Below are 25,336 nucleotides of genomic sequence, written 5' to 3'. Positions count from 1 at the left end.
GGCTCGGTGGCCCGGCGGCGCGGGTGCCGGTAGTCCACGGGCCCGGCCGGGGACGGGGTCTCGGACGCGGGGACGGCCTGCGGGGCGGCGGGCGGCGCCTCCGGAACGGCGTGGTCGGCGGGCCAGTCCACGGCCGTCCCCGCGTGTCGGCAGCCGCTCCCGGCGTGCCGCGCGGAGGACTGCCGCGCCGAGAGCACGGCGGCGCTCCCGGCCGTCTCCGCCTCGACGCCCGCGGCGAGCTCGGCGGCGCCGTCCACCCCGAGGTCGTGGAAGAGCTCGGCGAGGCCGCCCGCGTAGCCCTGGCCGACGGCGCGGACCCGCCAGGCGCCCTGGCGGCGGTAGAGCTCCAGGGCCACCAGGGCGGTCTCGGCGTCCAGTTCGGTGACGGTGAAGCTGGCGACGTCGTCGCCGCCGGCCCCGGACAGGGCGAGGAACGGCGCGGCCGTCACACCGAACCGCGCCGGGCCCCGGCCGCCGGGCGGCAGGGCGAGCAGGACGTGCACGCGGTGCACGGAGTCGGGCAGGGCGTCGAGTTCGACGGTGAGCCGCTGGGCCGGGGCGACGCCGTCCGGCGCCTCCACTCCCGGCAGCCGCGGGGAGCCGGGGCGGGCGACCTGTCCGGCGCCGGCGACCCTGCCGTCCGGGCCGCCGAGCGCGGCCCCCACCACCACCGGGTCCCCCGCCGAGACCCGGATCTCCAACCGGCTCTCGGTCAGCGGGTGGTTCTGCCCCCGTACCAGCTCGACCGTCATCGCCCTGCTCCCCCTCCTCGTGTCCTGTGCGCCGCGGAAGCCCGGTGGCGCCGCGCCACCGGGCCGTTCCGTACTGTCCCGTGCTCCGTGTCCGCCCCGTCGGACCCGCCCCCGGCGGGGGCCTAGAGGATGGTCGCGATCACGGGGTAGAGGTCGTGGATCGTGCGGCCGTTGGACGGGGTGCCGATGGCCGTCATCTGCCAGCCGCCGCCCACGCGGTGGACCTTCGCCATGATCTGCGCGGTGTAGGGCCCGCCGCCGTCGAGCGTGTAGCGGGCCAGCTCCTCGCCGGTGTTGTCGTCGACCAGCCGGCAGTGGGCGCTGGTGATCTCGGAGAAGGTCTGCCCGCTGAAGGAGTTGACCGCGAAGACGATCTGGTCGACGTGGACGGGGACCCGGTCGAGGTCGACCAGGATCGTCTCGTCGTCGCCGCCGGTGCCGGCGCCGCCGACCAGGTTGTCCCCGGTGTGCCGCACCGAACCGTCGTGGCTCACCAGGTGGTTGAACCAGACGTCGTCGATGTGCTGGCCGTCGGCGAACATGCTCGCGGAGGCATCGAGGTCGATCTCCTTGGTGCGCGACCTGAACAGTCCCCGGCGCGGGGCCGACTTCCAGCCCAGCCCCATCCGCACCGCGGTCAGGCTTCCCCCGCCGGCCTTCTGCAGGCTGATGCCCTGACCCTTGGACAAGTTGACTGTCACGCGCGGTCCCTTCTCGATCGTCGTTCGGTCACCGTCGTACGGTGCTTCCCCCGGAACGCCGCGCGCGTGCGCGGCGCATGGAACGACCCTATGCACTCCCGCCGCCGCCTGCTCCACCCAGGGCGGTTTGTGGCGGTCTTGCAACATCTCCGCCGGGCGTTTCCGGACAAAGGAACCGGCGCTTCCGCCCGGCCGGCCCGACGGCACGGCCCGAAGGGCCGTCAGGACGGCGGAGGCCGGGCGGAAGGACGGTCAGGCGACCCCGGCCTCCCTCATCTGCCGGAGCTCCTTCTTGAGCTCGCCCACCTCGTCGCGCAGCCGTGCGGCGACCTCGAACTGGAGCTCCGCGGCGGCCGCCCGCATGCGGTCCGTCATGTCCTCGATGAGCTGCGCGAGTTCCGCCGCCGGCCGGTCGGTGGCGACGGCGGCCTTGGCCTTGCCCTTCTTGCCGCCGCCGGCGGCCGTCGGGACGGGGGCCTTGCCCTTCTTCTCGCCGCCCTTGGCCTTGTCCGCCGGCTGCCGGTAGCCCGTGCCGAGCAGCTCCTGGGTGTCGATCTCCTCGCGGACGATGGTGGCGACGATGTCGCCGATCTTCTTCCGCAGCGGCTGCGGGTCGATGCCCCGCTCCTTGTTGTACGCGATCTGCTTGGCGCGGCGCCGGTTGGTCTCCTCGATGGCCTTCTCCATCGCCGGAGTGATCTTGTCGGCGTACATATGGACCTGGCCGGAGACATTGCGCGCCGCCCGGCCGATGGTCTGGATCAGCGACGTCCCGGAGCGCAGGAAGCCCTCCTTGTCGGCGTCGAGGATCGCCACCAGCGACACCTCGGGCAGGTCCAGGCCCTCACGCAGCAAGTTGATGCCCACCAGCACGTCGTACTCGCCGGCCCGCAGCTCGCGCAGCAGCTCGATACGGCGGAGGGTGTCGACGTCGCTGTGCAGGTAGCGCACCTGGATGCCGAGCTCCAGGAAGTAGTCCGTGAGGTCCTCGGCCATCTTCTTGGTGAGCGTCGTCACCAGGACCCGCTCGTCCTTCTCGGTCCGCTTGCGGATCTCGTGCACCAGGTCGTCGATCTGGCCCTCGGTCGGCTTGACGACGACCTCCGGGTCGACCAGCCCGGTGGGCCGGATGATCTGCTCGACGTAGCCGTCGGACTTCGCCAGCTCGTACTTGCCGGGCGTCGCCGACAGATAGACCGTCTGCCCGATGCGCTCGGTGAACTCCTCCCACTTCAGCGGGCGGTTGTCCATGGCGGACGGCAGCCGGAAGCCGTGCTCCACCAGCGTCCGCTTACGGGAGGCGTCGCCCTCGTACATCGCGCCGATCTGCGGGACGGTGACGTGCGACTCGTCGATGACCAGGAGGAAGTCGTCGGGGAAGAAGTCCAGCAGGGTGTTGGGCGGGGAGCCCGGCTCGCGGTCGTCCATGTGCAGCGAGTAGTTCTCGATGCCGGAGCAGGAGCCGATCTGGCGCATCATCTCGATGTCGTACGTGGTGCGCATGCGCAGCCGCTGCGCCTCCAGGAGCTTGCCCTGCTTCTCCATGCGCGCCAGCGTCTCCTCCAGCTCCGCCTCGATCCCGGCGATGGCCTTCTCCATCCGCTCGGGGCCGGCGACGTAGTGGCTGGCGGGGAAGACGTACAGCTCCTGATCGTCGGAGATGACCTCGCCGGTCAGCGGGTGCAGCGTGGACAGCGCCTCGATCTCGTCGCCGAACATCTCGATGCGGACGGCCAGTTCCTCGTAGACCGGGAAGATCTCGATGGTGTCGCCGCGCACCCGGAAGGTGCCCCGGGTGAAGGCCAGGTCGTTGCGCGTGTACTGGATCTCCACGAAGCGGCGGAGCAGCTCGTCCCGGTCGATCTCCTCGCCGACCTTGAGCGGAACCATGCGGTCCACGTACTCCTGGGGCGTGCCCAGGCCGTAGATGCAGGACACGGAGGCCACCACGACCACGTCCCGCCGGGTGAGCAACGAGTTGGTCGCGGAGTGGCGCAGCCGCTCCACCTCCTCGTTGATCGAGGAGTCCTTCTCGATGTAGGTGTCCGACTGGGGGACGTACGCCTCGGGCTGGTAGTAGTCGTAGTACGAGACGAAGTACTCGACGGCGTTGTTGGGCAGGAGCTCGCGGAACTCGTTGGCCAGCTGGGCCGCGAGCGTCTTGTTGGGCGCCATGACGAGCGTCGGCCGCTGGAGCTTCTCGATCATCCACGCCGTGGTCGCCGACTTGCCCGTGCCGGTCGCGCCGAGCAGGACGACGTCCTTCTCACCCGCGCGGATGCGCTTCTCCAGCTCGGCGATGGCAGCCGGCTGGTCACCGCTGGGCTGGTAGGGGCTGACGACCTCGAAAGGCGCCACTTTGCGTTCGATCTGGGAAACGGGCCGCATGTGACCACCGTACGACCTGCCACTGACAATGGCCGGTGCGACGGCCCTCACCTGCGGTTTTCCCAGGTGAACCGGAAGTGAGGATCCGTGGACGATCCGCCGCCCGGCCGTCCTTCCTGCTGCGCGGGGGCGGGGGTTTCCGGTACGACTGTCTCCGTACGCCATGGACCGGTCGCCACCGCGCCCGGTATCCCGGACGCCGCGAGGAGCCTTGATGCGCATCCGCCCCGCCTCCCCCGTGACCCGTACCCTCCTGGGCCTGGCCGTGACCGTCCCGGTCGCGCTGGGCCTCGTCGCACCGGCCGCCGAGGCCGCGCCGGACGCCGGTGCCACCGCGCGCGCCCGGGTGCCGCTCACGATCGGGCACCGCGGGGTGCCGGTCCAGGCCCCCGAGAACACCCTCGCCTCCATCGACAGAGCCGCCCGGCTGGGCGTCCGCTGGGTCGAGAACGACGTCCAGCGCACCAAGGACGGCAAGCTGGTCGTCATCCACGACACCACCCTCACCCGCACCACCGACGTCAGAAAGCGCTTCCCGGACCGGGCTCCCTGGAAGGTCGGCGACTTCACCCTCGCCGAGATCCGCACGCTGGACGCGGGCAGCTGGTACGACCGCCGCTTCGCCGGCGAGCGGATCCCCACCCTCGACGCCTACCTCCGGCGCGTCGACCACAACCGCCAGAAGCTGCTGCTGGAGGTCAAGGCGCCCGAGCTGTACCCCGGCATCGAGCGCCAGCTGGTCGCCGAGCTCCGCAGGACCGGCTGGCTCGACCGGCGGCACGTCGGCGGCCGGCTGGTCGTCCAGAGCTTCAACGCCGCCTCCCTCAAGACCTTCCACGGGCTGCGCCCCGACGTGAAGACCGGCTTCCTCGGCGCGCCGAAGCCCGCCGAACTCCGTGACTACGCCAAGTTCGCCGACCAGATCAACCCCGACCACACCAAGATCAACGCAGCCTGGGTGCGGTCGGTGCACGGGGTCAAGGGCCCGCACGGCCGGCGGCTGGAGGTGTCCGCCTGGACCGTGGACGACCCCGACCGCGCGGTCGCCCTGGCGCACCTCGGCGTGGACGCGATCATCACCAACGCCCCGCACGTGATCGCGGACGCGCTGGAGGAGGACGCCGAGGACGGCTCCCCGCTCGCCCAGGCCGCCCTCCCGGACTCCGCCTGACCCTCCCCGGCCGCCGCCCGCGGCAGCCACCGCGGCCGAAAAAACCCACCGTGACCTGCGGAAACGGTCCGTTGTCAGTGGTACCCCCTAACGTTCCGGGCAGTGAGAGGCGGCCGGTCGTGGCCGCCGGGGAAGGGGGCCCTGCCATGTCCGTCACACCGTCCGCGTCCGGCGCGTCCGAGCGCACGTATCTGGAGCTCTCGCAGGAGGGCGGCGGCGCGCACAAGTTCTACGAGGTCACGGTGGCCGGCACGACCGTCACTGTCCGCTACGGCCGGATCGGCGCGGCAGGGCAGGTGCAGACCTCCGCTTTCCCCACCGAGGAGAAGGCCCGGGCCGCCGCCGCGAAGAAGGTCGGGGAGAAGGTCCGCAAGGGCTACGCGCCGGCCGTGCCGGGCGGCCGGGCCGCGCGTCCGGTGACACGCCGCGAGGTGTCCTCGGCGCCCTCGACCGCCCGCGCGGTGGCCCCGGTGCTGTGGCGCTTCCGCACGGGCGCCGCGGCCTTCGGCATCCACGTCGACGAGGAGCGCTGCTGGGTCGGCAACCAGGCGGGCGACGTCTTCACGCTCGGCCACGGCGGCGAGGTCCTCGCCCGGTACCAGCTGCCGGACGGCGTCAAGTGCCTGGTGGCGGACGACTTCTGGATCTACGCCGGGTGTGACGACGGAACCGTCTACGACCTGTCGTCCAAGCTGCCCTTCGCGGCCTACGAGATCACCTCGGCCGTCGACATCTTCTGGCTCGACATCCACGAAGGCGTGCTCAACGTCTCCGACAGCGACGGCACGCTCACCGTCATCGACCACGAGGACGAGCACCAGTGGTCCCGCCGGAGCGCCGGGCACCACGCGTGGATGGTCCGCCGGGACGAACGCGCCGTCTACCACGGCCACTCCTCCGGAGTGACGGCCTACGCCGCCGACGGCACCGGGCAGTTGTGGCACAGCCCGACCCCCGGCGCGGTCCTCTTCGGCTGGCAGGAGGACCACTCGGTGTACGCGGGGACCGCCCTCCGCGTCGTACAGAGGCTGTCCAAGGCCACGGGCGCCGTCGAGGCGACCTACCGGTGCGACGGCGTCGTCTACTCCTGCGCCACTGCCCCCGGCGGGCGGTACGTCTTCGCGGGCGACAACTCCTCGTCCGTCTACTGCTTCGACGCCGACGGCACCCGGCTGTGGAAGCTCGGCACCGGCGGCGGCTCGGCCCTGTCCATGCAGTACCTGGACGAGCGGCTCTACATGGTCACGACCGACGGCTCCCTGGTGTGCGTGGACGCCTCGGACGCCGCGATCGCCGCCGCCCGCTCCGGCACCGTGCCGGTGCCGCGCGACATCAAGTCGGCCGCCGCGCTGCCCACCTACACCCCGGCGACCACGGTGGCCACCGTCCACACCGTGCCGGCGTCGGGCGTCGTGGTCGAATGCGTCCAGGAGGGCGGACGGCTGCGCGTGCACGTGGTCTCCGAGGGCTACGAGCCCGCGTGGAACGTCCAGTTCCCCCGCCACATCCGCCGGGCGGGCGCCCGCTACGTCGTCGACTCCCTCACTCCCGCCTCCGGAGGCTTCTACCGCGTTCGGGGCGAGATACGACAGCTGGTCTGATCCTGGGGCAAGCGTCGGTCCCGGGTTCCGCGCGGGCGACGGCTGGCCGGCTCCGCTCGCGAGGTTCTCGTGGACCTGGTGGACATGGCGGACAGGGCCGACGGGTGGATCCTGGAGGGGGAGATGGTGCCCATGCCTACGCGTACCGGAAACGAGCCCCTGACGGCCCGCAGTCCCCTGCGGCTGCGCTGCGGGCTGGCCGTCCTCGGCCTGGTGTTCGCCGGGGCGGGGGCCGCACTGTTCGCCCTCACCGGCCACCCCGGCTGGGCGGCGGCCTTCGCGGCCCTGGCCCTGGTGACCGTCGCCGACCTGACGGTGGTGATCCACCACATCCGCCAGGGCCCGCACTACCAGCCGGGCCGCGACGTGCCGCCCTACGAGCCGCTCCGGGACGACAGACCACCGGGCCGAAGGCCCTGACCGACGGAAACGGCGAGGTCCCCGACCCCGACCGCGCTGTCCGCCCCTCCGCGGGCCGCCCCCTCAGTCCTTGTCGTCGAAGCGGGCCGCCGCCACGAAGTCCGGCCGGGGGTCGAGCGCCGCGGCGAGCCGGAAGTGCCGTACGGCCTCCTCCGGGCGGCCGGCGCGGACGAGGGTCCGGCCCAGGGCGAAATGCGCGAACGCGTTGTCCGGCTCGCGTTCGAGCACGTGCTGGAACTCCAGTTCGGCGGGGCGGAGCCGGGCGGCCGCGAAGTAGGCGCGCGCCCGCAGCAGGCGGGCCGCGGTGTTCTCCGGATGGGAGGCGATGACCGAATCGAGCAGTTTCACCGCGCCGCGCGGGTCGCGGGCGTCCAGCAGCCGCTCGGCGGAGCGGAAGTCGATGACGTGGGTCTCGGGTGTCGGCTCGGCCACGGGCACGGTCCTTCCCTGTCGGTAACCCGGACATACGGCGGTCCCGGGGGGACGCGGCCCGCACAACGCCACGGCGTCAAGCCCTATTCCCGGCCGCCGTCCCCCTGCCGCGCTCCCGGGTCCCGGCTCCCCTTACCCGCGTCGCTGCGCCGCCCGCGCGCACAGCTCTGCCCACACCTCGTCCACCCGGGCCTCCAGCTCGGCCACCGGCCCGTCGTTGGCGATGACGACGTCGGCCGCGGCGAGCCGCTGTTCGCGCGTCGCCTGGGCGGCCATCCGGGCCCGGGCCTCCTCCGGCGCCATGCCCCGCAGCCGCACCAGCCGGTCCAGCCGGGTGTCCTCCCGGGCGTCGACCACGACCACCACCTCGTACAGCGGGGCGAGGCCGTTCTCGACCAGCAGCGGCACGTCGTGCACGACGACCGCGTCCGCCGCCGCCGCGGCCTCCAGCTCGGCCGACCGGGCGCGCACGAGCGGATGGACGATGGCGTTCAGCGCGGCGAGCCGTCCGGCGTCGGCGAAGACGATCGCGCCGAGGCGGGGACGGTCCAGGGAGCCGTCCGGAGTCAGCACCTCCGGTCCGAACTCCGCGACCACCGCGGCCAGTCCGGCCGTCCCCGGCTCCACCACCTCCCGCGCGATCCGGTCGGAGTCGATGATCACCGCTCCGTGCGCGGCCAGCCGGCGCGCCACCTCGCTCTTCCCCGCACCGATACCGCCCGTGAGACCCACCTTCAGCATGGGCCCCACGCTATCGGCCGCCGTCTCAGCGGCCGCCCTCGCCCTCCCGGTCGGCGAGGAACCGCTCGAACTCGGCGGCCAGTTCGTCGGCGGAGGGCAGTTCCAGAGGCTCCGCGACGAGGCTCCCGCGCGTCTCCGCGCCGGCCACCGCGTCGTACTGGTGCTCCAGCCCCCGGACGAGCGCCACCAGCTCCTCGTCCCCCTCGGCGACCTGCCGCTCGATCTCCTCCTGGGTCCGCAGCGCCTGACTGCGCAGCGTGTGCGCGGCGCCGGGCAGCACCAGGCCGGTGGCCGAGGTGATCGCCTCCAGGGCGACCAGCGCGGCGTCCGGGTAGGGCGACCGGGCGACGTAGTGCGGGACGTGGGCGGCGATGCCCAGGACGTCGTGGCCCGCCTCCGCCAGCCGGTACTCCAGCAGCGCCTCGGCGCTGCCGGGCACCTGGGCCTCGTCGAAGTGGCCGCGGTGTCCCGGGACCAGCTCCGCGCGGTTGCCGTGCGGGGTGATGCCGACCGGCCGGGTGTGGGGCACGCCCATGGGGATGCCGTGGAAGTTGACCGAAAGCCGTACGTTCAACCGTTCCACCAACTGCCGTACGGCGGCGGCGAACCGCTCCCATTCCACGTCCGGCTCCGGCCCGGAGAGCAGGAGGAACGGCGCGCCGGTGGCGTCCTGGACCAGCCGCAGCTCGATCGTCGGGGCCTCGTAGTCGCTCCAGTGGTCCCGCCGGAAGGTCAGCAGCGGGCGGCGCGCCCGGTAGTCGACGAGCCGGTCGTGGTCGAAGCGGGCCACGACCTGGTTGGGCAGCTGGTCGAGCAGCCGCTCGACAATCTGCTCACCGGTCGCGCCGGCGTCGATGTAGCCCTCGAAGTGGTAGAGCATGACCAGGCCGGCGGTTTCCTGAGCCAGGGCCAGGTCGGCCACGGCGAGCCCCTTGGGCTCCCATTCGTACAAACCCTGCGGATCCAACACGGTGACCGTTCCTCCTCATGTTCCTTGGGAGGGAACGTCCTTGGGAGCCGCCGCCATTCCCGGGAGCGGGCCCCGCCCCGGAACGCGCGTGAGGCCCGCTCCCCCGAAGGGGAACGGGCCTCACGTCAGCCTGCGGTCAGCCGCGGCAGGTCAGAGCCTCAGCTCTGGCCGCCGGCGAGCTTCTCGCGGAGGGCGGCCAGCGCCTCGTCCGACGCCAGGGCGCCGGAGTTGTCGGCCGACTCCGAGGAGTACGAACCGCCGGAGACGTTGCCGGCACCGGAGGCGGCGGCCGGAGCGGCAGCACCCTCGGCAGCGGCCTGCTCGTCGGCCTCGCGGGACTTGATGACCTGCGCCTGGTGCTGCTCGAAGCGCTGCTGCGCCTCGGCGTACTGGCGCTCCCACTCCTCGCGCTGCTTCTCGTAACCCGGCAGCCAGTCGTTGGCCTCGGGGTCGAAGCCCTCGGGGTAGATGTAGTTGCCCTGGTCGTCGTAGGACGCGGCCATGCCGTACAGGGTCGGGTCGAACTCGACCACGGACGGGTCGGCACCGAAGGACTCGTTGGCCTGCTTCAGCGAGAGGCTGATGCGGCGGCGCTCGAGGTCGATGTCGATGACCTTGACGAAGATCTCGTCGTTGACCTGGACGACCTGCTCCGGGATCTCCACGTGGCGCTCGGCCAGCTCGGAGATGTGGACCAGGCCCTCGATGCCCTCGTCGACGCGGACGAACGCGCCGAACGGAACGAGCTTGGTGACCTTACCCGGGACGACCTGACCGATCTGGTGGGTCCGGGCGAACTGCTGCCACGGGTCTTCCTGGGTGGCCTTGAGCGACAGGGAGACGCGCTCGCGGTCCATGTCGACGTCCAGGACCTCGACCGTGACCTCCTGGCCGACCTCGACGACCTCGGAGGGGTGGTCGATGTGCTTCCAGGACAGCTCGGAGACGTGGACGAGACCGTCGACGCCGCCCAGGTCCACGAAGGCACCGAAGTTGACGATGGAGGAGACGACGCCGGAGCGCACCTGACCCTTCTGGAGGGTGGTGAGGAAGGTCTGGCGGACCTCGCTCTGAGTCTGCTCCAGCCAGGCGCGGCGGGACAGGACCACGTTGTTGCGGTTCTTGTCCAGCTCGATGATCTTCGCCTCGAGCTCCTTGCCCACGTAGGGCTGGAGGTCGCGGACGCGACGCATCTCGACCAGGGAGGCCGGGAGGAAGCCGCGGAGGCCGATGTCGAGGATGAGACCACCCTTGACGACCTCGATGACGGTACCGGTGACGATCCCGTCCTCTTCCTTGATCTTCTCGATGGTGCCCCAGGCACGCTCGTACTGGGCGCGCTTCTTCGAGAGGATCAGGCGGCCTTCCTTGTCCTCCTTCTGGAGAACGAGGGCCTCGACCTGGTCACCGACGCTGACGACCTCGTTGGGGTCGACGTCGTGCTTGATCGAGAGCTCGCGGGAAGGGATGACGCCTTCGGTCTTGTAACCGATGTCGAGCAGGACCTCGTCCCGGTCGACCTTCACGATGACGCCGTCGACGATGTCGCCGTCGTTGAAGTACTTGATCGTCTCGTCGATCGCGGCGAGGAAGGCTTCCTCGTTACCGATGTCGTTGACCGCAACCTGCGGGGTGGTGGCGGTGGTCTCGGTGCTGCTCGTCATGTGGGAAAGGGCTCCGGTACGGACATTGAGTCGTAGGTACTGCTACGCCATGAGCCCGTATATCGCACCGCCGAAGCCGGACAGCTTAGAAGCGCACTCTCCGGATGGCTCCGGAAGCGCCTCGACAACCGAGGGGACATACAACAAGTACGAAAGCGGCCTGCTCGGTCCGAGGCGCGCAGGCTCGCAGCGCAACTTGTAGCATACGGGGGCAGCCGGACACGGTCAATGCGCGAAGGCGCACACCAGGGACAAAATGCCCAGAATCCGGCACAACATCCGGCACAACTCGCTTTGTGGAAGCCCCTCGGGACTCCCGGCGGCCGAACAGATTACCCCCACGTACCCCTCCGACCCACAGCCAGGGATGGCGACCACCCAGATGACGCCAGATACGTACGAGCCGCGGCAGGACCCCCGGGACCCTCGGACCCCCGGGCCGGAGGAGGGCCCCGAGCCGGAAGAGGGCCTTGAGCCGGAGGCGACTAGACGGGACGCCGGTGAAGCGGAGAGCAGCCGGGCCAGCCGCGTCTGGTGGGACGGCAACGCCGACGAGTACCAGCGGGAGCACGGCGCGTTCCTCGGCGACGACCGTTTCGTCTGGGGCCCGGAAGGGCTGGACGAGGCGGACGCCGGCCTGCTGGGCCCGGCCGCCGGCCTGGCCGGGCGGGACGTCCTGGAGATCGGCGCCGGGGCCGCCCAGTGCTCGCGCTGGCTCGCCGCCCAGGGCGCCCGGCCGGTCGCGCTGGACCTCTCCCACCGGCAGCTCCAGCACGCGCTGCGGATCGGCGGCGTCCCCTTGGTGGAGGCGGACGCCGGCGCGCTGCCGTTCGCGGACGGCTCCTTCGACCTGGCGTGTTCGGCCTACGGTGCGGTGCCGTTCGTGGCCGATCCGGTGCGGGTGATGCGGGAGGTGCGCCGGGTGCTGCGGCCCGGCGGGCGCTGGGTCTTCTCCGTCACCCATCCGATCCGCTGGGCCTTCCCGGACGAGCCGGGCCCCGAGGGCCTGTCGGTCGCGGCCTCCTACTTCGACCGCACCCCCTACGTGGAGCAGGACGAGACGGGCCGTGCCGTCTACGTGGAGCACCACCGGACCATCGGCGACCGGGTGCGGGACGTGGTGACGGCCGGTTTCCGGCTGGTCGACCTCGTCGAGCCGGAATGGCCGGAATGGAACGCTCAGGAGTGGGGCGGCTGGTCCCCGCTGCGCGGCCGGCTGATCCCCGGTACGGCGATCTTCGTCTGCGAACGGGACTGAGGCGCCCCGCGCGCCCGGCCGGGAAGCGGGTCAGCCCCAGAGGACGCCGATCACCCCGGCCGTCAGGAACACCAGGGCGTGCACCCCGAGCACCGTACGCAGCACCCACCGTGTGTCCGCCGGCGAGTCGGCGTCCGGCCCGGTGATCGTCTCCGTGGCCGAGCGGGTCTCGGCCATCCGCCGGGTGGCGGTCCCGCCGGCTCCCGGGTCCGCCGGGGCCGCTTCGGTGCGGGGGCGGACGGAAGCGGGGCCCGGCGCATTGTCCGCCAGCTGCGCCGCCAGCGCGACACGCGCGGCGGCGGCGCCGGAGGCCAGGGCGGCGCTGACGTTCTGCACGGCGACGAGATGGGCCGCGGAGTGGCCGAGCGCCCGGGCGGTCTCGGCCTGGCCCGCGGCGAACATCGCGTTGGCCCCGGTGTTGGAACCGGCCAGGAATCCGCCGGCCGCCCCGATCCAGGGCGCGAGGAAGAGGTACGAGGAGCCGAGCGAGGCGCAGGCCTCGGCGATCTCCCGGCTCATGCCGGTCACGGTGAGCAGGGTGCCCAGGGCCAGGAAGACGGCCGTCGTCAGGGTCACCTGCCACCAGCGGCCGAACGCGGCGCGGGCCGCCCCGCCCAGCACCTGCCAGCGGGCGCCCAGCAGTCGCGGGGCGAGGAGCGCGGTCAGCGGCAGCCAGCCGGCCGGTCCCGCGACGACCGCCCACCACCCCTCGTCGACCCCGGCCGCCTCCAGGACCGCCCGGCTCACCAGCAGGCCGGCGACCAGGAACGCGTACGGGGACAGGGCCCGGCCGACGGGCTCGCCGCCACCGCTGTTCCGCTCGCGCAGCCGGGAGACCAGGAGCAGCGCGGCCATGGTGACGAGGCCGCCCAGGACACCGGCGGGCGGCACGCCGACGTAGGCGTTGACGGCCCAGACGGTGCCCCAGAGCGCGGTCACGGCGATGGCCAGGTCACCGGCCGAGGCCAGGGCGCGGCGGGGGCCCAGCGCGACGGTCAGGGCGGCGGCGCCGCAGATGAGGAAGACGGGCGCGGACAGCAGGGCGGAGTCGACGCCGAGCCGCTGGAAGTCGACGTCGCCGAGTTCCGCCGCGACGAGGCTGCCCGGCGCCAGGGAGCCCCAGGGGACGGTCACCAGCCCGAGCAGGCCGGCCACGGCGGCCCGTGCCGGGGGCAGGCCGAGGCGGCGCAGCAGCGGGATCGCCACGATCACGCCGATGCCGAAGCCGGTCAGCGACTCGGCGAACGGGGTGACGCCCAGCGTCACGAGCAGGACCGCGCGCCCGGGTGAGCTGCAGGCGCTGCCGAGCCGTTCGCCCATGCGCGCCTGGGCGCCGGTGCGGGCCATCAGCTCGCTGAGCAGGATGCCGCCGAAGAGGATCGCCGCGAGTTCGACGACGGTGGGCAGCATGCGCTGGGAGGCGTCGCCGAGGTCCGCCAAGGGCGTGGGGAAGGCCGTGGCGGTGAGCGTCAGCGCGGTCGCCAGGGCCGCGAGGGCGGCGTACAGGGCGCGTACGCCCAGGGCGAGGAGCACCAGCGTGACGAGGACGGGCAGGGTGGCGAGAGCGGCGTTCACAGGGCGACCTCTGTGGTCCCGAGGCGTGCGGACCGGCGCTGTACTGCGGAAACATCGTTTCGGAGGGGCTCTCCGGCTGTTCCGCGCGGGCAGGGGCGAGCAGCATGCCCGGCGCCCGGAGGGGTGATCAACGGGTTCCGGATAGTCGGTCACCTTGTGGCCGGAAGGGTGGGTCCCGGGTGTGGATCCGTCCGTGTCCGAGGGGTCGGCGACACTGGTGCGCGTGATCCGCACCGACGTCCTCGACCGGCTTCCCGTCCGCACGGCGCTTCCGGCGCTCGTCTCCGCCCTGGACGGGCACGGCACCGCCGTGCTCTGCGCGCCGCCCGGCACGGGCAAGACGACGCTGGTCCCGCTGGTCCTGGCGGGGCTGGTGCCGGGGTCGGGGCTGGTCCGGCGGGTGCTGGTGGCCGAACCGCGGCGCATCGCCGCCCGTGCGGCGGCCCGGCGCATGGCGTGGCTGCTGGGCGAGGAGGCCGGGGGCCGGGTGGGGTTCACCGTGCGCGGTGAGCGCCGGGCCGGGCCGGGGACGGTCGTGGAGGTGGTCACGACCGGTGTGCTGCTGCAGCGGCTCCAGCGTGACCCGGAGCTCTCCGGGGTCGACGTGGTCGTGCTCGACGAGTGCCACGAGCGGCATCTGGACGCCGACACCGCGGCGGCGTTCCTGCTGGACGTGCGGGCGGCGCTGCGGCCGGAGCTGAAGCTGGTCGCCGCGTCGGCGACGACGGACGCGGAGGGGTGGGCGCGGCTGCTCGGCGACGCGCCGGTGGTCGCGGCCGAGGGGGTGTCGCACCCGGTGGACGTGGTGTGGGCGCCGCCGGAGCGTGCGGTGCGGCCGCCGCACGGGACGCGGGTGGACCCGGTGCTGCTGGAGCATGTGGCCGCCGTGGTGCGGCGGGCGCTGCGGGAGCGCGCGGGCGACGTGCTGTGCTTCCTGCCCGGTGTCGGGGAGATCGCCCGGGTGGCCGGCCTGCTGGGCGGTCCGGCGGAGCTGGGGGCGGAGGTGCTCCAGGTGCACGGCCGGGCCCCGGCCGCGGTGCAGGAGGCGGTCCTGGCGGGCGGGTCGGGGACGCGCCGGGTGGTGCTGGCGACGTCGGTGGCCGAGTCGAGCCTGACCGTGCCGGGTGTCCGTGTGGTGGTGGATTCCGGGCTGGCCCGGGAGCCGCGGACGGATCACGCGCGCGGGCTGAGCGCGCTGACCACCGTACGGGCGTCGCGGGCGGCCGGCAGGCAGCGGGCGGGGCGCGCGGGGCGTGAGGCGCCGGGGACCGTCTACCGCTGCTGGGCGGAGGCCGAGGAGGCGCGGCTGCCCGCGTTCCCGCAGCCCGAGATCCTGGTCGCCGACCTCGCGGCGTTCGCGCTGCAGGCGGCCTGCTGGGGCGATCCGGACGCGAGCGGGCTGGCGCTGCTGGACGCGCCGCCGTCCGGCGCGCTGGCCGCCGCGCGCGCCGTGCTGGCGGCCACGGGCGCCGTCGGCGCGGACGGGCGCCCCACCGCGCGGGGGCGGCGGATGGCCCGGATGGGAGTGCATCCGCGGCTGGCCCGGGCGCTGCTGGACGGCGCGGACGAGGTGGGGGCGCGGCGCGCGGCCGAACTGGTGGCGCTGCTGAGCGAGGAACCGCCGCGCGACTACGGCGACGACTTGGCGGCGGCTTGGCGGGCCGCGCGCCGGGGCGGTGACGCGTACTCCGCCCGCTGGCGGACCGAGGCCGGGCGGCTGGAGTCGGCGCTGCGCGGTGTCGCCGAGGGGACGGCCGGCGGCGCGCTCACGGATGACGCCGCCGCGGGTCTGGTCGCCGCGCTGGCGTTCCCGGAGCGGGTGGCGAGGGCGCGGGGCGAGGGCGCGTTCCTGATGGTGTCGGGGACCGGCGCGGTGCTGGGCGACGGCTCGCGGCTGCGCAGCGCGCCGTGGCTGGCCGTGGCGGTGGCCGACCGGCCGGTCGCCTCAGCGTCGGCGCGGGTCCGGCTGGGCGCGGTGATCGACGAGGAGACGGCCCGGGCGACGGCGGGGGCGCTGTTCGCCGAGGGGGAGGAGGTGGGCTGGTCGGCGGAGCGCGGTGACGTCGTGGCCCGGCGCGTCGCGCGGCTGGGCGCGGTCGAGCTGTCCTCCCGGCCGCTCCCCTCCCCCGACCGCGGCCTCCTCCGCGCGGCCCTCGTCGAGGGGCTGCGCGCCGAGGGGCCGGGGCTCCTGCGCTGGAGCGCGGAGGCGACCGGGCTGCGGGAGCGGCTGGCGTTCCTCCACCGGGAGCTGGGCGCGCCCTGGCCGGACGTCTCCGACGAGGCGCTGCTGGCGGACGCCGAGTCATGGCTGGGGCCGGAGCTGGACGCGGCGCGGCGCCGCACCGACCTGGAGCGGGTGGACGCCCGGGCCGCCCTGGAACGGCTGCTTCCGTGGGCGGGCGGGGAGGCGGCCCGGCTGGCCGAGCTGGCCCCGGAGCGGATCGAGGTGCCCAGCGGCTCGCGGATCCGCGTCGACTACGCGAGCGGGCGGCCCGTACTGGCCGTCAAGCTGCAGGAGCTGTTCGGCTGGCAGCGGACGCCGACGGTGGCCGGCGGGCGGGTCCCCGTCCTCGTCCACCTGCTGTCCCCGGCGGGGCGTCCGGCGGCGGTCACGGCGGATCTCGCCTCCTTCTGGCGCGACGGCTACCGGGCGGTCCGTGCCGAGCTGCGGGGCCGCTATCCGCGGCATCCCTGGCCGGAGGATCCGACGACGGCGGAGGCCACCCGGCGGACGAACGCCCGGCGCCGGTGAGGGCGCCGGGCGGGGCCGGTCAGGGCAGATAGCGTTCCAGCGCCGCCGCGCCCTTCTCCTCGATGTGCCGCCTGGCGGCCTCCACCCGTTCGGGAGTGACGTCGTGCCCCGAGGCCATGACCAGGTCCTCGGGGTCGAAGGGTCGCTCACTGCCGGTGTAGAGCCGCTGCGGCGCGGATGCCGTGGACGCGTCCTCGGGACTCTCCTTCACGGCGAGCCTCCTCTGCTCCGCGGTCCCCTTCCCGGGGACCGGCCGTTCGGGTTTCCCTCCATCGTGTGTCACGGAAGGGGGGTGCGCACACCGATCTCCCGGGAAAAACTTCGGACTCGCCGAAAAACTCCGGCCCCTCGCGCACCACCGCCCCGCCGCGAAAGGCGCGCATCGGCCGTCGCGCGGGGCACCGTCCGTCCCTGCTCGGGGCGGTCCGGCGCCCCGCCGACGGCCGGTGCGCGGCCACGGTCGGCGGGTGTCCGGCGGTTTCCGGAAGGGCTCAGTGGGCGGCGGACTCCCAGTCGCCGCCGACGCCCACCGACACGTCCAGCGGGGCCCGCAGGCTGACGGCCCCGGCCATCTCCCGGCGCACCAGCTCCTCGACCTTCTCCCGCTCGCCCGGGGCGACCTCCAGCACGATTTCATCGTGGACCTGGAGCAGCATCCGGGTGGTGAGCTTCTCCTTCTCCAGCGCCTCGGCCACCCGCAGCATGGCGACCTTGACGATGTCGGCCGCGGTGCCCTGGATGGGCGCGTTGAGCGCCATCCGCTCGGCCATCTCGCGGCGCTGGCGGTTGTCGCTGTTGAGGTCCGGCAGGTAGCGGCGGCGGCCGAGCATGGTCTCGGTGTAGCCGGTGGCGCGGGCCTCCTCGACGACCCGGCGCAGGTAGTCGCGCACGCCGCCGAACCGCTCGAAGTAGGTGTCCATCAGACCGCCCGCCTCGCCCGGGGAGATCCCGAGCTGCTGCGAGAGGCCGAACGCGGACAGCCCGTAGGCCAGGCCGTACGACATGGCCTTGATCTTGCGGCGCATCTCCGGGTCGACGTCGCTCTTGGCCACGCCGAAGACCTGCGAGGCGACCGTGGTGTGCAGGTCCTCGCCGGAGGTGAACGCCTCGATCAGGCCCTCGTCCTCCGACAGGTGGGCCATGACGCGCAGCTCGATCTGGCTGTAGTCGGCCGTCATCAGCGACTCGAAGCCCTCGCCGACCACGAAGCAGCGGCGGATGCGGCTGCCGTCACCGGTGCGCACCGGGATGTTCTGCAGGTTGGGGTCGGTGGAGGACAGCCGGCCGGTGGCCGCCACCATCTGGTTGAAGGTGGTGTGGATCCGGCCGTCCGCCGCCAGGTTGTTGATCAGGCCGTCGACGGTCGTCTTGAGCTTGGCCCGGTCACGGTGGCGCAGCAGGACGACCGGCAGCTCGTTCTCCGTCTGGGCGGCGAGCCAGGCCAGCGCGTCGGCGTCGGTGGTGTAACCGGTCTTGATCTTCTTGGTCTTGGGCAGGCCGAGCTCCTCGAAGAGGATCTCCTGGAGCTGCTTGGGCGAGGAGAGGTTGAACTCGCGGCCGGCGGCGCGGTGCGCCTCGGCGACGGCCTGCTCGATCTCGCCCAGGTACTCCTCGGACAGCCGCTCCAGGCGGGCCCGGTCGACGGCGATGCCCTCGCGCTCCATGGCGACGAGCAGGTCGCCGACGGGGAGCTCCAGGTCGCGCATGAGCTCCAGCGCGCCCGTCCCGGCGAGCTTCCGCTCGTAGAAGACGCCCAGATCGAGGACCGCGCGGCCTTCGACCATCAGCTTCTCGGCCGCTTCCTTGTCGGCCGTGCCGTCGAAGTCGAACGCCTGCTGGCCGGCCTCGGCCTTGTCCGGGTCGACGCGCGGGAGGGTCCGGCCGAGCTTGTCCTCGACGAGCACCTCCAGCTCGGTGAGCTGGCGCTTGCCCTTGTTGAAGCGGACCTTGCCGGCCCGCTTCTGCCGGTGGCGGTTGAGCGGGTCCGTCTCGAACGGCCGGGAGCCCGGCTCGTCCAGGTAAGCGGCGACGGCGGTGTCCATGGTGACGCCCTCGACCCGCCAGCCGCGCTCGGCGAAGACGCGGACGACGCGCTTGCCCATGTGCAGCACCTTGGGGCGGTCCGCGTCGGCCAGCCAGGCGGCGAACGCCCGGTCGTCGGCCTCGGACAGCTCCTGCGGGACGAACCAGCAGGCGCGGTCGTCCGGCAGGGCCAGCGCCACCTCGTGGACGTCGCCCGTGCCGAGCTTCCAGTCGTAGCCGGCGACCACGGCGGCCGGCACGTCCGCCGGGATGTCCGCCAGCCAGGCGGCCAGCTCGTCCTGGCCCAGCATCCGGCCGTCGAGCTCGATCTCCAGCTCCTCGGCCGCCTCCTCGACGACCGCAGCCGGGTCCGTGCCCCAGAGCCGGTCGCGCAGGCTCCGGTTGCGGATCTCCAGGCGGTCCAGCAGCCCGCCGAGCGCGGTGAGGTCGTACGCCTCCCGGACCAGCCCCTCGGGGCCGGTCGACAGCTCGACGTCGCGCACCATCTCGGTGAGGCGGCGGTTGAGCTTGACCGCCTCCAGGTGATCCCGCAGGTTCTGGCCCGCCTTGCCCTTGACCTCGTCGACCCGCTCCACCAGCTCCGCGAACGAACCGAACTGGTTGATCCACTTCGCGGCGGTCTTCTCCCCCACGCCCGGGATGCCCGGCAGGTTGTCCGACGGGTCACCGCGCAGCGCCGCGAAATCCGGGTACTGGGCGGGCGACAGGCCGTACTTCTCCTGGACCTTCTCCGGCGTGAAGCGCGTCAGCTCCGAGACGCCCTTGGTCGGATACAGCACCGTGACGGCGTCGCTGACCAGCTGGAACGCATCCCGGTCGCCGGTGACGATCGCCACCTCGAAGCCCTGCGCCTCGGCCTGCGTCGCCAGCGTGGCGATCACGTCGTCGGCCTCGAAGCCGTCCACGGCGAAGCGCGGCACCCGCATGTGGTCCAGCAGCTCGCCGATCAGCTCCACCTGCCCCTTGAACTCGTCGGGGGTCTTGGACCGGGTCGCCTTGTACTCCGCGAACTCCTCGGAACGCCACGTCTTGCGCGACACGTCGAACGCCACCGCGAAGTGCGTGGGGCTCTCGTCACGCAGGGTGTTCGCGAGCATCGACGCGAAGCCGTACACCGCGTTCGTCGGCTGGCCGTCGGAGGTCGTGAAGTTCTCCGCGGGTAGCGCGAAGAACGCCCGGTAGGCCATGGAGTGCCCGTCCATCAGGAGCAGGCGGGGACGGCCTCCCGTACCTCCTCCCACGGCCTCGGGGCCGGTCGGCTCGGTCGCGTCGGACGGTGATTTCGATGCCTTTGCTGCCACGCCCCCGATCCTGCCACGACCCACTGACAATCCCCGCCACACCGCCGCCGCCCCGGCTGTCCGACCCCCGTGACAGGATCGTCACCGGCAGCACTCCACGCGACCGCCTCACCGCTCAGGGGGAACGACATGGCAGGCAAACCACCGACCGGCGACCCCGTCCAGGACGCCCCCGAGGTCACCGCGCCCCAGCACGCCGCGGCGGGCCTCGCCGCCATCGGGCACTCGCTGCGCGCCGCCCAGCGGCAGATGGGCGTCCGGCGCACCGCGCTCACCCTGCTCAAGGTCAACCAGAAGGACGGCTTCGACTGCCCCGGCTGCGCCTGGCCCGAGCCGGACAAGCGGCACACCGCGGAGTTCTGCGAGAACGGCGCCAAGGCCGTCGCCGAGGAGGCGACGCTCCGCCGGATCACCCCCGCCTTCTTCGCCGCCCACTCCGTCACGGACCTCGCCGGCCGCAGCGGCTACTGGCTCGGCCAGCAGGGCCGCCTCACCCGCCCCATGTACCTCGCGGAGGGCGCGGACCACTACGAACCGGTGAGCTGGGAGCGTGCCTTCGGCATCATCGCGGACGAGCTGCGCGCCCTGGAGTCGCCCGACGAGGCCGTCTTCTACACCTCCGGCCGCACCAGCAACGAGGCCGCGTTCCTCTACCAGCTGTTCGCCCGCGAGTTCGGCACCAACAACCTGCCCGACTGCTCGAACATGTGCCACGAGTCGTCCGGCTCGGCCCTCACCGACACCCTCGGCGTCGGCAAGGGCAGCGTCCTGCTGGAGGACCTCTACAAGGCCGATCTGATCATCGTCGCCGGGCAGAACCCGGGCACCAACCACCCCCGGATGCTCTCCGCCCTGGAGAAGGCCAAGCGCGGCGGCACGAAGATCATGACCGTCAACCCGCTGCCCGAGGCCGGCCTCGAACGGTTCAAGAACCCGCAGAACGCCCGCGGCCTCGCCGGCTCCGGCACCCCGCTCACCGACCTCTTCCTCAAGATCCGGCTCGGCGGCGACCAGGCCCTCTTCCGCCTCCTCAACCGGCTGGTCCTGGAGACCGAGGGCGCCGTCGACGAGGACTTCGTCCGCGAGCACACCCACGGCTACGAGGAGTTCGCCGCCCTCGCCCGCACCGCCGACTGGGACGAGACCCTGCGCGCCACCGGGCTCACCCGGGAGGAGATCCTCGCGGCCCTGCGCATGATCCTCGACTCGAAACGCACCGTCGTCTGCTGGGCCATGGGCCTCACCCAGCACAAGCACGCCGTGGTCACCATCAAGGAGGTCGTCAACCTCCTGCTGCTGCGCGGCGCGATCGGCCGCCCCGGCGCCGGCGTGTGCCCCGTCCGCGGGCACAGCAACGTCCAGGGCGACCGCACCATGGGCATCTTCGAACGCCCCGCCCCCGCCTTCCTCGACGCCCTGGAGAAGGAGTTCGGCTTCGCCCCGCCCCGCGAACACGGCCTGGACGTGGTCCGTGCCATCCGGGCGCTCCGCGACGGGCGGGCCAAGGTGTTCCTCGCCATGGGCGGCAACTTCGTCTCCGCCACCCCCGACACCGACGTCACCGAGGCGGCCGTCCGTCGCGCGCGCCTCACCGTGCACGTCTCCACCAAGCTCAACCGCTCACACGTGATCACCGGCGCGCGGGCGCTCATCCTGCCCACCCTCGGCCGTACCGAACGCGACCGGCAGCGCGGCGGCGACCAGTTCGTCACCGTCGAGGACTCCATGGGCATGGTGCACGCCTCCCGTGGCCGGCTCGACCCCGCGAGCCCGCACCTGCTCTCCGAACCCGCCATCGTCTGCCGCCTGGCCCGCGCCGTCCTCGGCACCGCCTCCGCCACCCCCTGGGAGCGCTTCGAGGAGGACTACGGCACCATCCGCGACCGCATCGCCCGCGTGATCCCCGGCTTCGAGGACTTCAACACCCGCGTCGCCCGCCCCGGCGGCTTCACCCTGCCCCACGCGCCACGCGACTCCCGCACCTTCCCCACCACCACAGGAAAGGCCAACTTCACCGCAGCGCCCGTCGAGTACCCGCACGTCCCGGAGGGCCGCCTGCTCCTCCAGACCATCCGCTCCCACGACCAGTACAACACCACCATCTACGGCCTCGACGACCGCTACCGCGGCATCAAGAACGGCCGCCGCGTCGTCCTCCTCCACCCCGACGACGCCCGCGAACACGGGCTCGCCGACGGCGCGTACACCGACCTCGTCGGCGAGTGGACGGACGGCACCGAACGGCGCGCCCCCGGCTTCCGCGTCGTCCACTACCCGACGGCACGCGGCTGCGCCGCCGCCTACTACCCCGAGACCAACGTCCTGGTCCCGCTCGACCACACGGCGGACCAGAGCAACACGCCCGCGAGCAAGTCGGTCGTCATCCGGCTCGAACCCACCGACCGCCCCGCCGGCACCACCTGATAACAAACGTCTACGCGTTACTTCAGGTACCTCATGTACCTGCCGCCACGCGCACCTCACGTACACCAAGAGCACCAGGGGAGCCGAGAAGCATGGGCGAACAGAGCCGGACCGTCTTTCCGCAGGAGATCCTCGACAGCTGGGCCGACAGCGGCCTGGACCTGCCCGCCCTCTTCTCGGCGGGCCACCTCGGCGAGCGCATGAGCGTCCGCGTCGTCGAGGCCTCCCCCGACCGCGTCGTCGGCACCATGCCGGTCGAGGGCAACACCCAGCCGTACGGGCTGCTTCACGGCGGCGCCTCCGCCGTCCTCGCCGAGACGCTCGGCTCCGTCGGCGCCATGCTGCACGGCGGCCCCACTCGGATCGCCGTGGGCGTCGACCTCAACTGCACCCACCACCGCGGGCTCCGCTCCGGCCTCGTCACCGGCGTCGCCACCCCCGTACACCGCGGACGCACCAGCGCCACCTACGAAATCGCCATCACCGACGAGCAGGGCAAGCGCGTCTGCTCCGCCCGCCTCACCTGCGTCATCCGCGACAACCCGCAGCCGTCCGCCTGACAACTCCCCGGCCGTGGAGGAGCGTTGATCCCTCCACGGCCGACGGGTGAACCCCGGGCGGCCGATCCGGATCCGCGTTTGCGGAATGTGATCTCCGTCATAACAAGAGAGTTACATCCTGGACGGCACCTCTGCCCCGCGCTGTCGCCCAGCCCTTACAGTCACGGCCATCCACCACCCCGCCGGGCGGTTCCGCACCCGTTCCCTCCCTCTCCGCCGTTGCCCGGCGAACGTCACGGCACCTGCATCCCGGCAGGCCGCCGCGCCAGGGAAAGGAATCACCGTGCGACACCGTCCCTTGCTCCTGCTCACCACCACGCTCACCGCCGGGGCCCTCGCCCTGAGCGCCTGCGGATCACGCGACGACGACAAAGGGGGCGACAACGGCGACAAAGGCGGCAGGAAGACCACCGTGGTGATCGGCCTCGACGCCCCCCTGACCGGCGACCTCTCCGCCCTCGGCCAGGGCATCAAGAACTCCGCCCACCTCGCCGTCACCAACGCCAACAAGAACAACGAAGTCCCCGGCGTCACCTTCGAACTGTCCGCCCTGGACGACCAGGCCCAGCCCACCTCCGGACAGCAGAACGCCACCAAACTCGCCGGCGACAAAAAGGTCGTCGGCATCGTCGGCCCCCTGAACTCCAGCGTCGCCCAGTCCATGCAACAGGTGGCCCAGTCCAACACCGTGGCCCTCATCTCCCCGGCCAACACCACGCCCGACCTCACCCAGGGCAAGGACTGGAAACAGGACAAACGCAAGCGCCAGTTCAGCACCTATTTCCGTACCGCCACCACCGACGAGGTCCAGGGCGCCTTCGGCGGGAAATACGCCCACGACCAGATCAAGGCCAAAACCGCCTACGTCATCGACGACCAGAAGACCTACGGCGTCGGCCTCGCGGCCGCCTTCTCCACCCAGTTCACGGCCCTCGGCGGAAAGATCGCCGGAACCGAGCACGTCAACCCCGAGGACCGCGACTTCAAGGCCATCGTCTCCAAGGCCAAGAGCTCCGGAGCCGACCTCGTCTTCTACGGCGGCGAATACCCGGCCGCCGCGCCCCTGAGCCAGCAGCTCAAGGAGAGCGGCGTCAAGGCGCCCCTCATGGGCGGCGACGGCATGTACAGCGCCGACTACATCAAACTCAACAAGAAGTCCGCCGGCGACTACGCCACCTCCGTCGGCAAACCCGTCGAACAGCTCGACTCCGCCAAGAAGTTCATCGCCGACTACAAAGCCGCGGGCTACAAGGACCGCTACGAGGCCTACGGCGGCTCCACCTACGACGCCACCTGGGCCATCGTCCAGGCCGTCAAGGCCGTCGTCGCCGACAACGGCGGCAAACTGCCCGACGGCGCCCGCACCAAGGTCGTCGAGGCCCTCAACAAGGTCAAGTTCGACGGAGTCACCGGCACCGTCTCCTTCGACGAGTACGGCGACACCACCAACACCATGATCACCGCCTACCAGGTCGAGGGCAACGCCTGGAAGGCCCGCCACAGCGCCGAGTTCAAGCGCTGACCCACCGGCCGCGCCACCGCGCCGAAACGATTCCCCACACCCCTCATCCTGCCGTGCGCCCACCACCCGGCGCGGCCCCACCGGCCCGCGCCGGCCGCCCGCACCCCTTCCCATCCCACGGAGGCCCGGCGGTGCACGAACTGCCGCAACAACTGGCCAACGGACTCATCCTCGGCGCGATGTACGGCCTCATCGCGATCGGCTACACGATGGTCTACGGCATCGTCCAGCTCATCAACTTCGCCCACGGCGAGATCTTCATGGTCGGCGGATTCGGCGCCCTCACCGTCCACCTCGCCCTGCCCGACGACATCGCGCTGCTCCTGGCACTCCCCCTCATGATCCTCGGAGGCGTCGTCGCCGCCGTCGCCATCGCCGTGGCCGCCGAACGCTTCGCCTACCGGCCCCTGCGCGGCGCCCCGCGCCTCGCCCCGCTGATCACCGCCATCGGCCTCTCCATCGCCCTCCAGCAGGCCGTCTGGAAGTGGTACCCCGACGCCAAGAAGGCCAGGGTGTTCCCCCAGTTCAAGGGCGAGTCCTTCCACATACTCGGCGCCACGGTCCAGCGCGGCGAGGTCTTCCTGCTGATCGCCGCCCCGCTGTGCATGCTGGCCCTCGGCCTCTTCGTCGCCAGGACCCGCACCGGCCGCGGTATGCAGGCCACCGCCCAGGACCCCGACACCGCCCGGCTCATGGGCATCAACACCGACCGCATCATCGTCATCGCCTTCGCCATCGGCGCCACCTTCGCCGCCGTCGCCGCCGTCGCCCACGGCCTCAAATACGGACAGGTGGACTTCCGCATGGGCTTCATCACCGGCCTCAAGGCCTTCACCGCGGCCGTCCTCGGCGGCATCGGCAACATCTACGGCGCCATGCTCGGCGGCGTCGTCCTCGGCGTCGCGGAAGCCCTCGCCACCGGCTACATCGAGGAGATCCCCGGCATGTCCCAGTTCGGCGGCGGTTCCTGGAAGGACGTCTGGGCCTTCGTCCTCCTCATCCTCGTCCTGCTGCTCAGGCCCCAGGGCCTGCTCGGCGAACGCGTCGCGGATCGGGCGTGA

19 protein-coding genes are annotated in these 25,336 nt (G+C 72.5%); 9 read left to right on the top strand and 10 right to left on the bottom strand.

All coding sequences use genetic code 11. The features are described 5' to 3' along the window. From ACSNOK_RS03125 to uvrB, 3 genes are all read right to left on the bottom strand, one after another. Positions 1 to 752 (bottom strand): TerD family protein (locus tag ACSNOK_RS03125; RefSeq protein WP_436778968.1); only part of this gene is annotated, 752 nt, incomplete at its 3' end. A 122-nt stretch (positions 753 to 874) separates the two neighbouring features. Next, positions 875 to 1,453, bottom strand: a complete 579-nt coding sequence (locus ACSNOK_RS03120; RefSeq protein ID WP_436778967.1) for a TerD family protein — start codon at positions 1,451 to 1,453, stop codon at positions 875 to 877. A gap of 252 nt (positions 1,454 to 1,705) precedes the next feature. Next, positions 1,706 to 3,841 (bottom strand): excinuclease ABC subunit UvrB, encoded by a 2,136-nt coding sequence (gene uvrB, locus ACSNOK_RS03115; protein ID WP_436778966.1) that lies wholly within the window; start codon positions 3,839 to 3,841, stop codon positions 1,706 to 1,708. A gap of 214 nt (positions 3,842 to 4,055) precedes the next feature. On the opposite strand from uvrB, the gene ACSNOK_RS03110 reads away from it, so the two are divergent. The 3 genes from ACSNOK_RS03110 (at position 4,056) to ACSNOK_RS03100 (ending at position 7,033) form a co-directional block, all read left to right on the top strand. Continuing rightward, the gene (locus tag ACSNOK_RS03110; protein WP_436778965.1) at positions 4,056 to 5,012 is read left to right on the top strand and encodes a glycerophosphodiester phosphodiesterase; all 957 of its coding nucleotides are present in this window, start codon (positions 4,056 to 4,058) and stop codon (positions 5,010 to 5,012) included. A gap of 146 nt (positions 5,013 to 5,158) precedes the next feature. Next, positions 5,159 to 6,613: a WGR domain-containing protein gene (locus tag ACSNOK_RS03105; protein WP_436778964.1), complete on the top strand. Its 1,455-nt coding sequence runs from the start codon at positions 5,159 to 5,161 to the stop codon at positions 6,611 to 6,613. Between the two features lie 132 nt (positions 6,614 to 6,745). Then, entirely contained in the window at positions 6,746 to 7,033 is a 288-nt protein-coding gene (locus tag ACSNOK_RS03100; protein ID WP_436778963.1) for a DUF6343 family protein, read from the top strand. 63 nt (positions 7,034 to 7,096) lie between these two features. Here ACSNOK_RS03100 and ACSNOK_RS03095 read toward each other — a convergent pair whose 3' ends face one another. The 4 genes from ACSNOK_RS03095 to rpsA form a co-directional block, all read right to left on the bottom strand. Next, positions 7,097 to 7,465: a tetratricopeptide repeat protein gene (locus ACSNOK_RS03095; RefSeq protein ID WP_436778962.1), complete on the bottom strand. Its 369-nt coding sequence runs from the start codon at positions 7,463 to 7,465 to the stop codon at positions 7,097 to 7,099. Between the two features lie 132 nt (positions 7,466 to 7,597). Further along, positions 7,598 to 8,206, bottom strand: coding sequence for a dephospho-CoA kinase (coaE, locus tag ACSNOK_RS03090; protein ID WP_436778961.1), 609 nt, complete (start codon positions 8,204 to 8,206; stop codon positions 7,598 to 7,600). Positions 8,207 to 8,231: 25 nt separating this feature from the next. After that, entirely contained in the window at positions 8,232 to 9,176 is a 945-nt protein-coding gene (locus ACSNOK_RS03085) for a proteasome assembly chaperone family protein (RefSeq protein ID WP_436778960.1), read from the bottom strand. A gap of 158 nt (positions 9,177 to 9,334) precedes the next feature. After that, on the bottom strand, positions 9,335 to 10,840 hold the full coding sequence (gene rpsA, locus ACSNOK_RS03080) for a 30S ribosomal protein S1 (protein WP_171167717.1): 1,506 nt from the start codon (positions 10,838 to 10,840) through the stop codon (positions 9,335 to 9,337). A gap of 382 nt (positions 10,841 to 11,222) precedes the next feature. Here rpsA and ACSNOK_RS03075 point away from each other — a divergent pair, with 382 nt between their 5' ends. After that, complete coding sequence (locus ACSNOK_RS03075; protein ID WP_436778973.1) at positions 11,223 to 12,098, top strand: class I SAM-dependent methyltransferase; 876 nt, start codon at positions 11,223 to 11,225, stop codon at positions 12,096 to 12,098. A gap of 30 nt (positions 12,099 to 12,128) precedes the next feature. On the opposite strand, the gene ACSNOK_RS03070 is transcribed toward ACSNOK_RS03075, so the two are convergent. Further along, positions 12,129 to 13,673 carry an L-lactate permease gene (locus ACSNOK_RS03070; RefSeq protein WP_436778959.1) on the bottom strand — a complete coding sequence of 515 codons (1,545 nt, stop codon included), beginning with the start codon at positions 13,671 to 13,673 and terminating at the stop codon, positions 12,129 to 12,131. A 223-nt stretch (positions 13,674 to 13,896) separates the two neighbouring features. On the opposite strand from ACSNOK_RS03070, the gene hrpB reads away from it, so the two are divergent. After that, on the top strand, positions 13,897 to 16,425 hold the full coding sequence (gene hrpB, locus ACSNOK_RS03065; RefSeq protein WP_436778958.1) for an ATP-dependent helicase HrpB: 2,529 nt from the start codon (positions 13,897 to 13,899) through the stop codon (positions 16,423 to 16,425). A gap of 19 nt (positions 16,426 to 16,444) precedes the next feature. Here the strand turns inward: hrpB and ACSNOK_RS03060 are convergent, their stop codons facing one another. After that, entirely contained in the window at positions 16,445 to 16,636 is a 192-nt protein-coding gene (locus tag ACSNOK_RS03060) for a hypothetical protein (RefSeq protein ID WP_004953055.1), read from the bottom strand. Positions 16,637 to 16,916: 280 nt separating this feature from the next. Continuing rightward, a complete protein-coding gene (gene polA / locus ACSNOK_RS03055) occupies positions 16,917 to 19,769 on the bottom strand; it encodes a DNA polymerase I (RefSeq protein ID WP_436778957.1) in 2,853 nt (950 codons plus the stop codon). 129 nt (positions 19,770 to 19,898) lie between these two features. Here polA and ACSNOK_RS03050 point away from each other — a divergent pair, with 129 nt between their 5' ends. The 4 genes from ACSNOK_RS03050 to ACSNOK_RS03035 all read left to right on the top strand — a co-directional run bounded on the left by ACSNOK_RS03050 (position 19,899) and on the right by ACSNOK_RS03035 (position 25,336). Beyond that, positions 19,899 to 22,193: an FdhF/YdeP family oxidoreductase gene (locus tag ACSNOK_RS03050; RefSeq protein WP_436778956.1), complete on the top strand. Its 2,295-nt coding sequence runs from the start codon at positions 19,899 to 19,901 to the stop codon at positions 22,191 to 22,193. A gap of 92 nt (positions 22,194 to 22,285) precedes the next feature. Next, positions 22,286 to 22,753, top strand: coding sequence for a PaaI family thioesterase (locus ACSNOK_RS03045; protein ID WP_436778955.1), 468 nt, complete (start codon positions 22,286 to 22,288; stop codon positions 22,751 to 22,753). 298 nt (positions 22,754 to 23,051) lie between these two features. Then, positions 23,052 to 24,275 carry a branched-chain amino acid ABC transporter substrate-binding protein gene (locus tag ACSNOK_RS03040; RefSeq protein WP_436778972.1) on the top strand — a complete coding sequence of 408 codons (1,224 nt, stop codon included), beginning with the start codon at positions 23,052 to 23,054 and terminating at the stop codon, positions 24,273 to 24,275. A gap of 131 nt (positions 24,276 to 24,406) precedes the next feature. Beyond that, positions 24,407 to 25,336, top strand: a complete 930-nt coding sequence (locus ACSNOK_RS03035) for a branched-chain amino acid ABC transporter permease (protein ID WP_436778954.1) — start codon at positions 24,407 to 24,409, stop codon at positions 25,334 to 25,336.

It is taken from the genome of Streptomyces sp. URMC 126 (genome assembly GCF_051386555.1).
GTDB lineage: Bacteria > Actinomycetota > Actinomycetes > Streptomycetales > Streptomycetaceae > Streptomyces.
The sequence above is the reverse complement of the archived record's forward strand: the minus strand, read 5'-3'. Positions and strand labels throughout refer to the sequence as shown.

Excerpts from the sequence above, each read along its gene's own strand:
- uvrB (WP_436778966.1), bottom strand. The coding sequence starts at position 3,841 with ATGCGGCCCGTTTCCCAGATCGAACGCAAAGTGGCGCCTTTCGAGGTC.
- ACSNOK_RS03110 (WP_436778965.1), top strand. The coding sequence starts at position 4,056 with ATGCGCATCCGCCCCGCCTCCCCCGTGACCCGTACCCTCCTGGGCCTG.
- ACSNOK_RS03105 (WP_436778964.1), top strand. The coding sequence starts at position 5,159 with ATGTCCGTCACACCGTCCGCGTCCGGCGCGTCCGAGCGCACGTATCTG.
- ACSNOK_RS03100 (WP_436778963.1), top strand. The coding sequence starts at position 6,746 with ATGCCTACGCGTACCGGAAACGAGCCCCTGACGGCCCGCAGTCCCCTG.
- coaE (WP_436778961.1), bottom strand. The coding sequence starts at position 8,206 with ATGCTGAAGGTGGGTCTCACGGGCGGTATCGGTGCGGGGAAGAGCGAG.
- rpsA (WP_171167717.1), bottom strand. The coding sequence starts at position 10,840 with ATGACGAGCAGCACCGAGACCACCGCCACCACCCCGCAGGTTGCGGTC.
- ACSNOK_RS03075 (WP_436778973.1), top strand. The coding sequence starts at position 11,223 with ATGACGCCAGATACGTACGAGCCGCGGCAGGACCCCCGGGACCCTCGG.
- ACSNOK_RS03050 (WP_436778956.1), top strand. The coding sequence starts at position 19,899 with ATGGCAGGCAAACCACCGACCGGCGACCCCGTCCAGGACGCCCCCGAG.
- ACSNOK_RS03045 (WP_436778955.1), top strand. The coding sequence starts at position 22,286 with ATGGGCGAACAGAGCCGGACCGTCTTTCCGCAGGAGATCCTCGACAGC.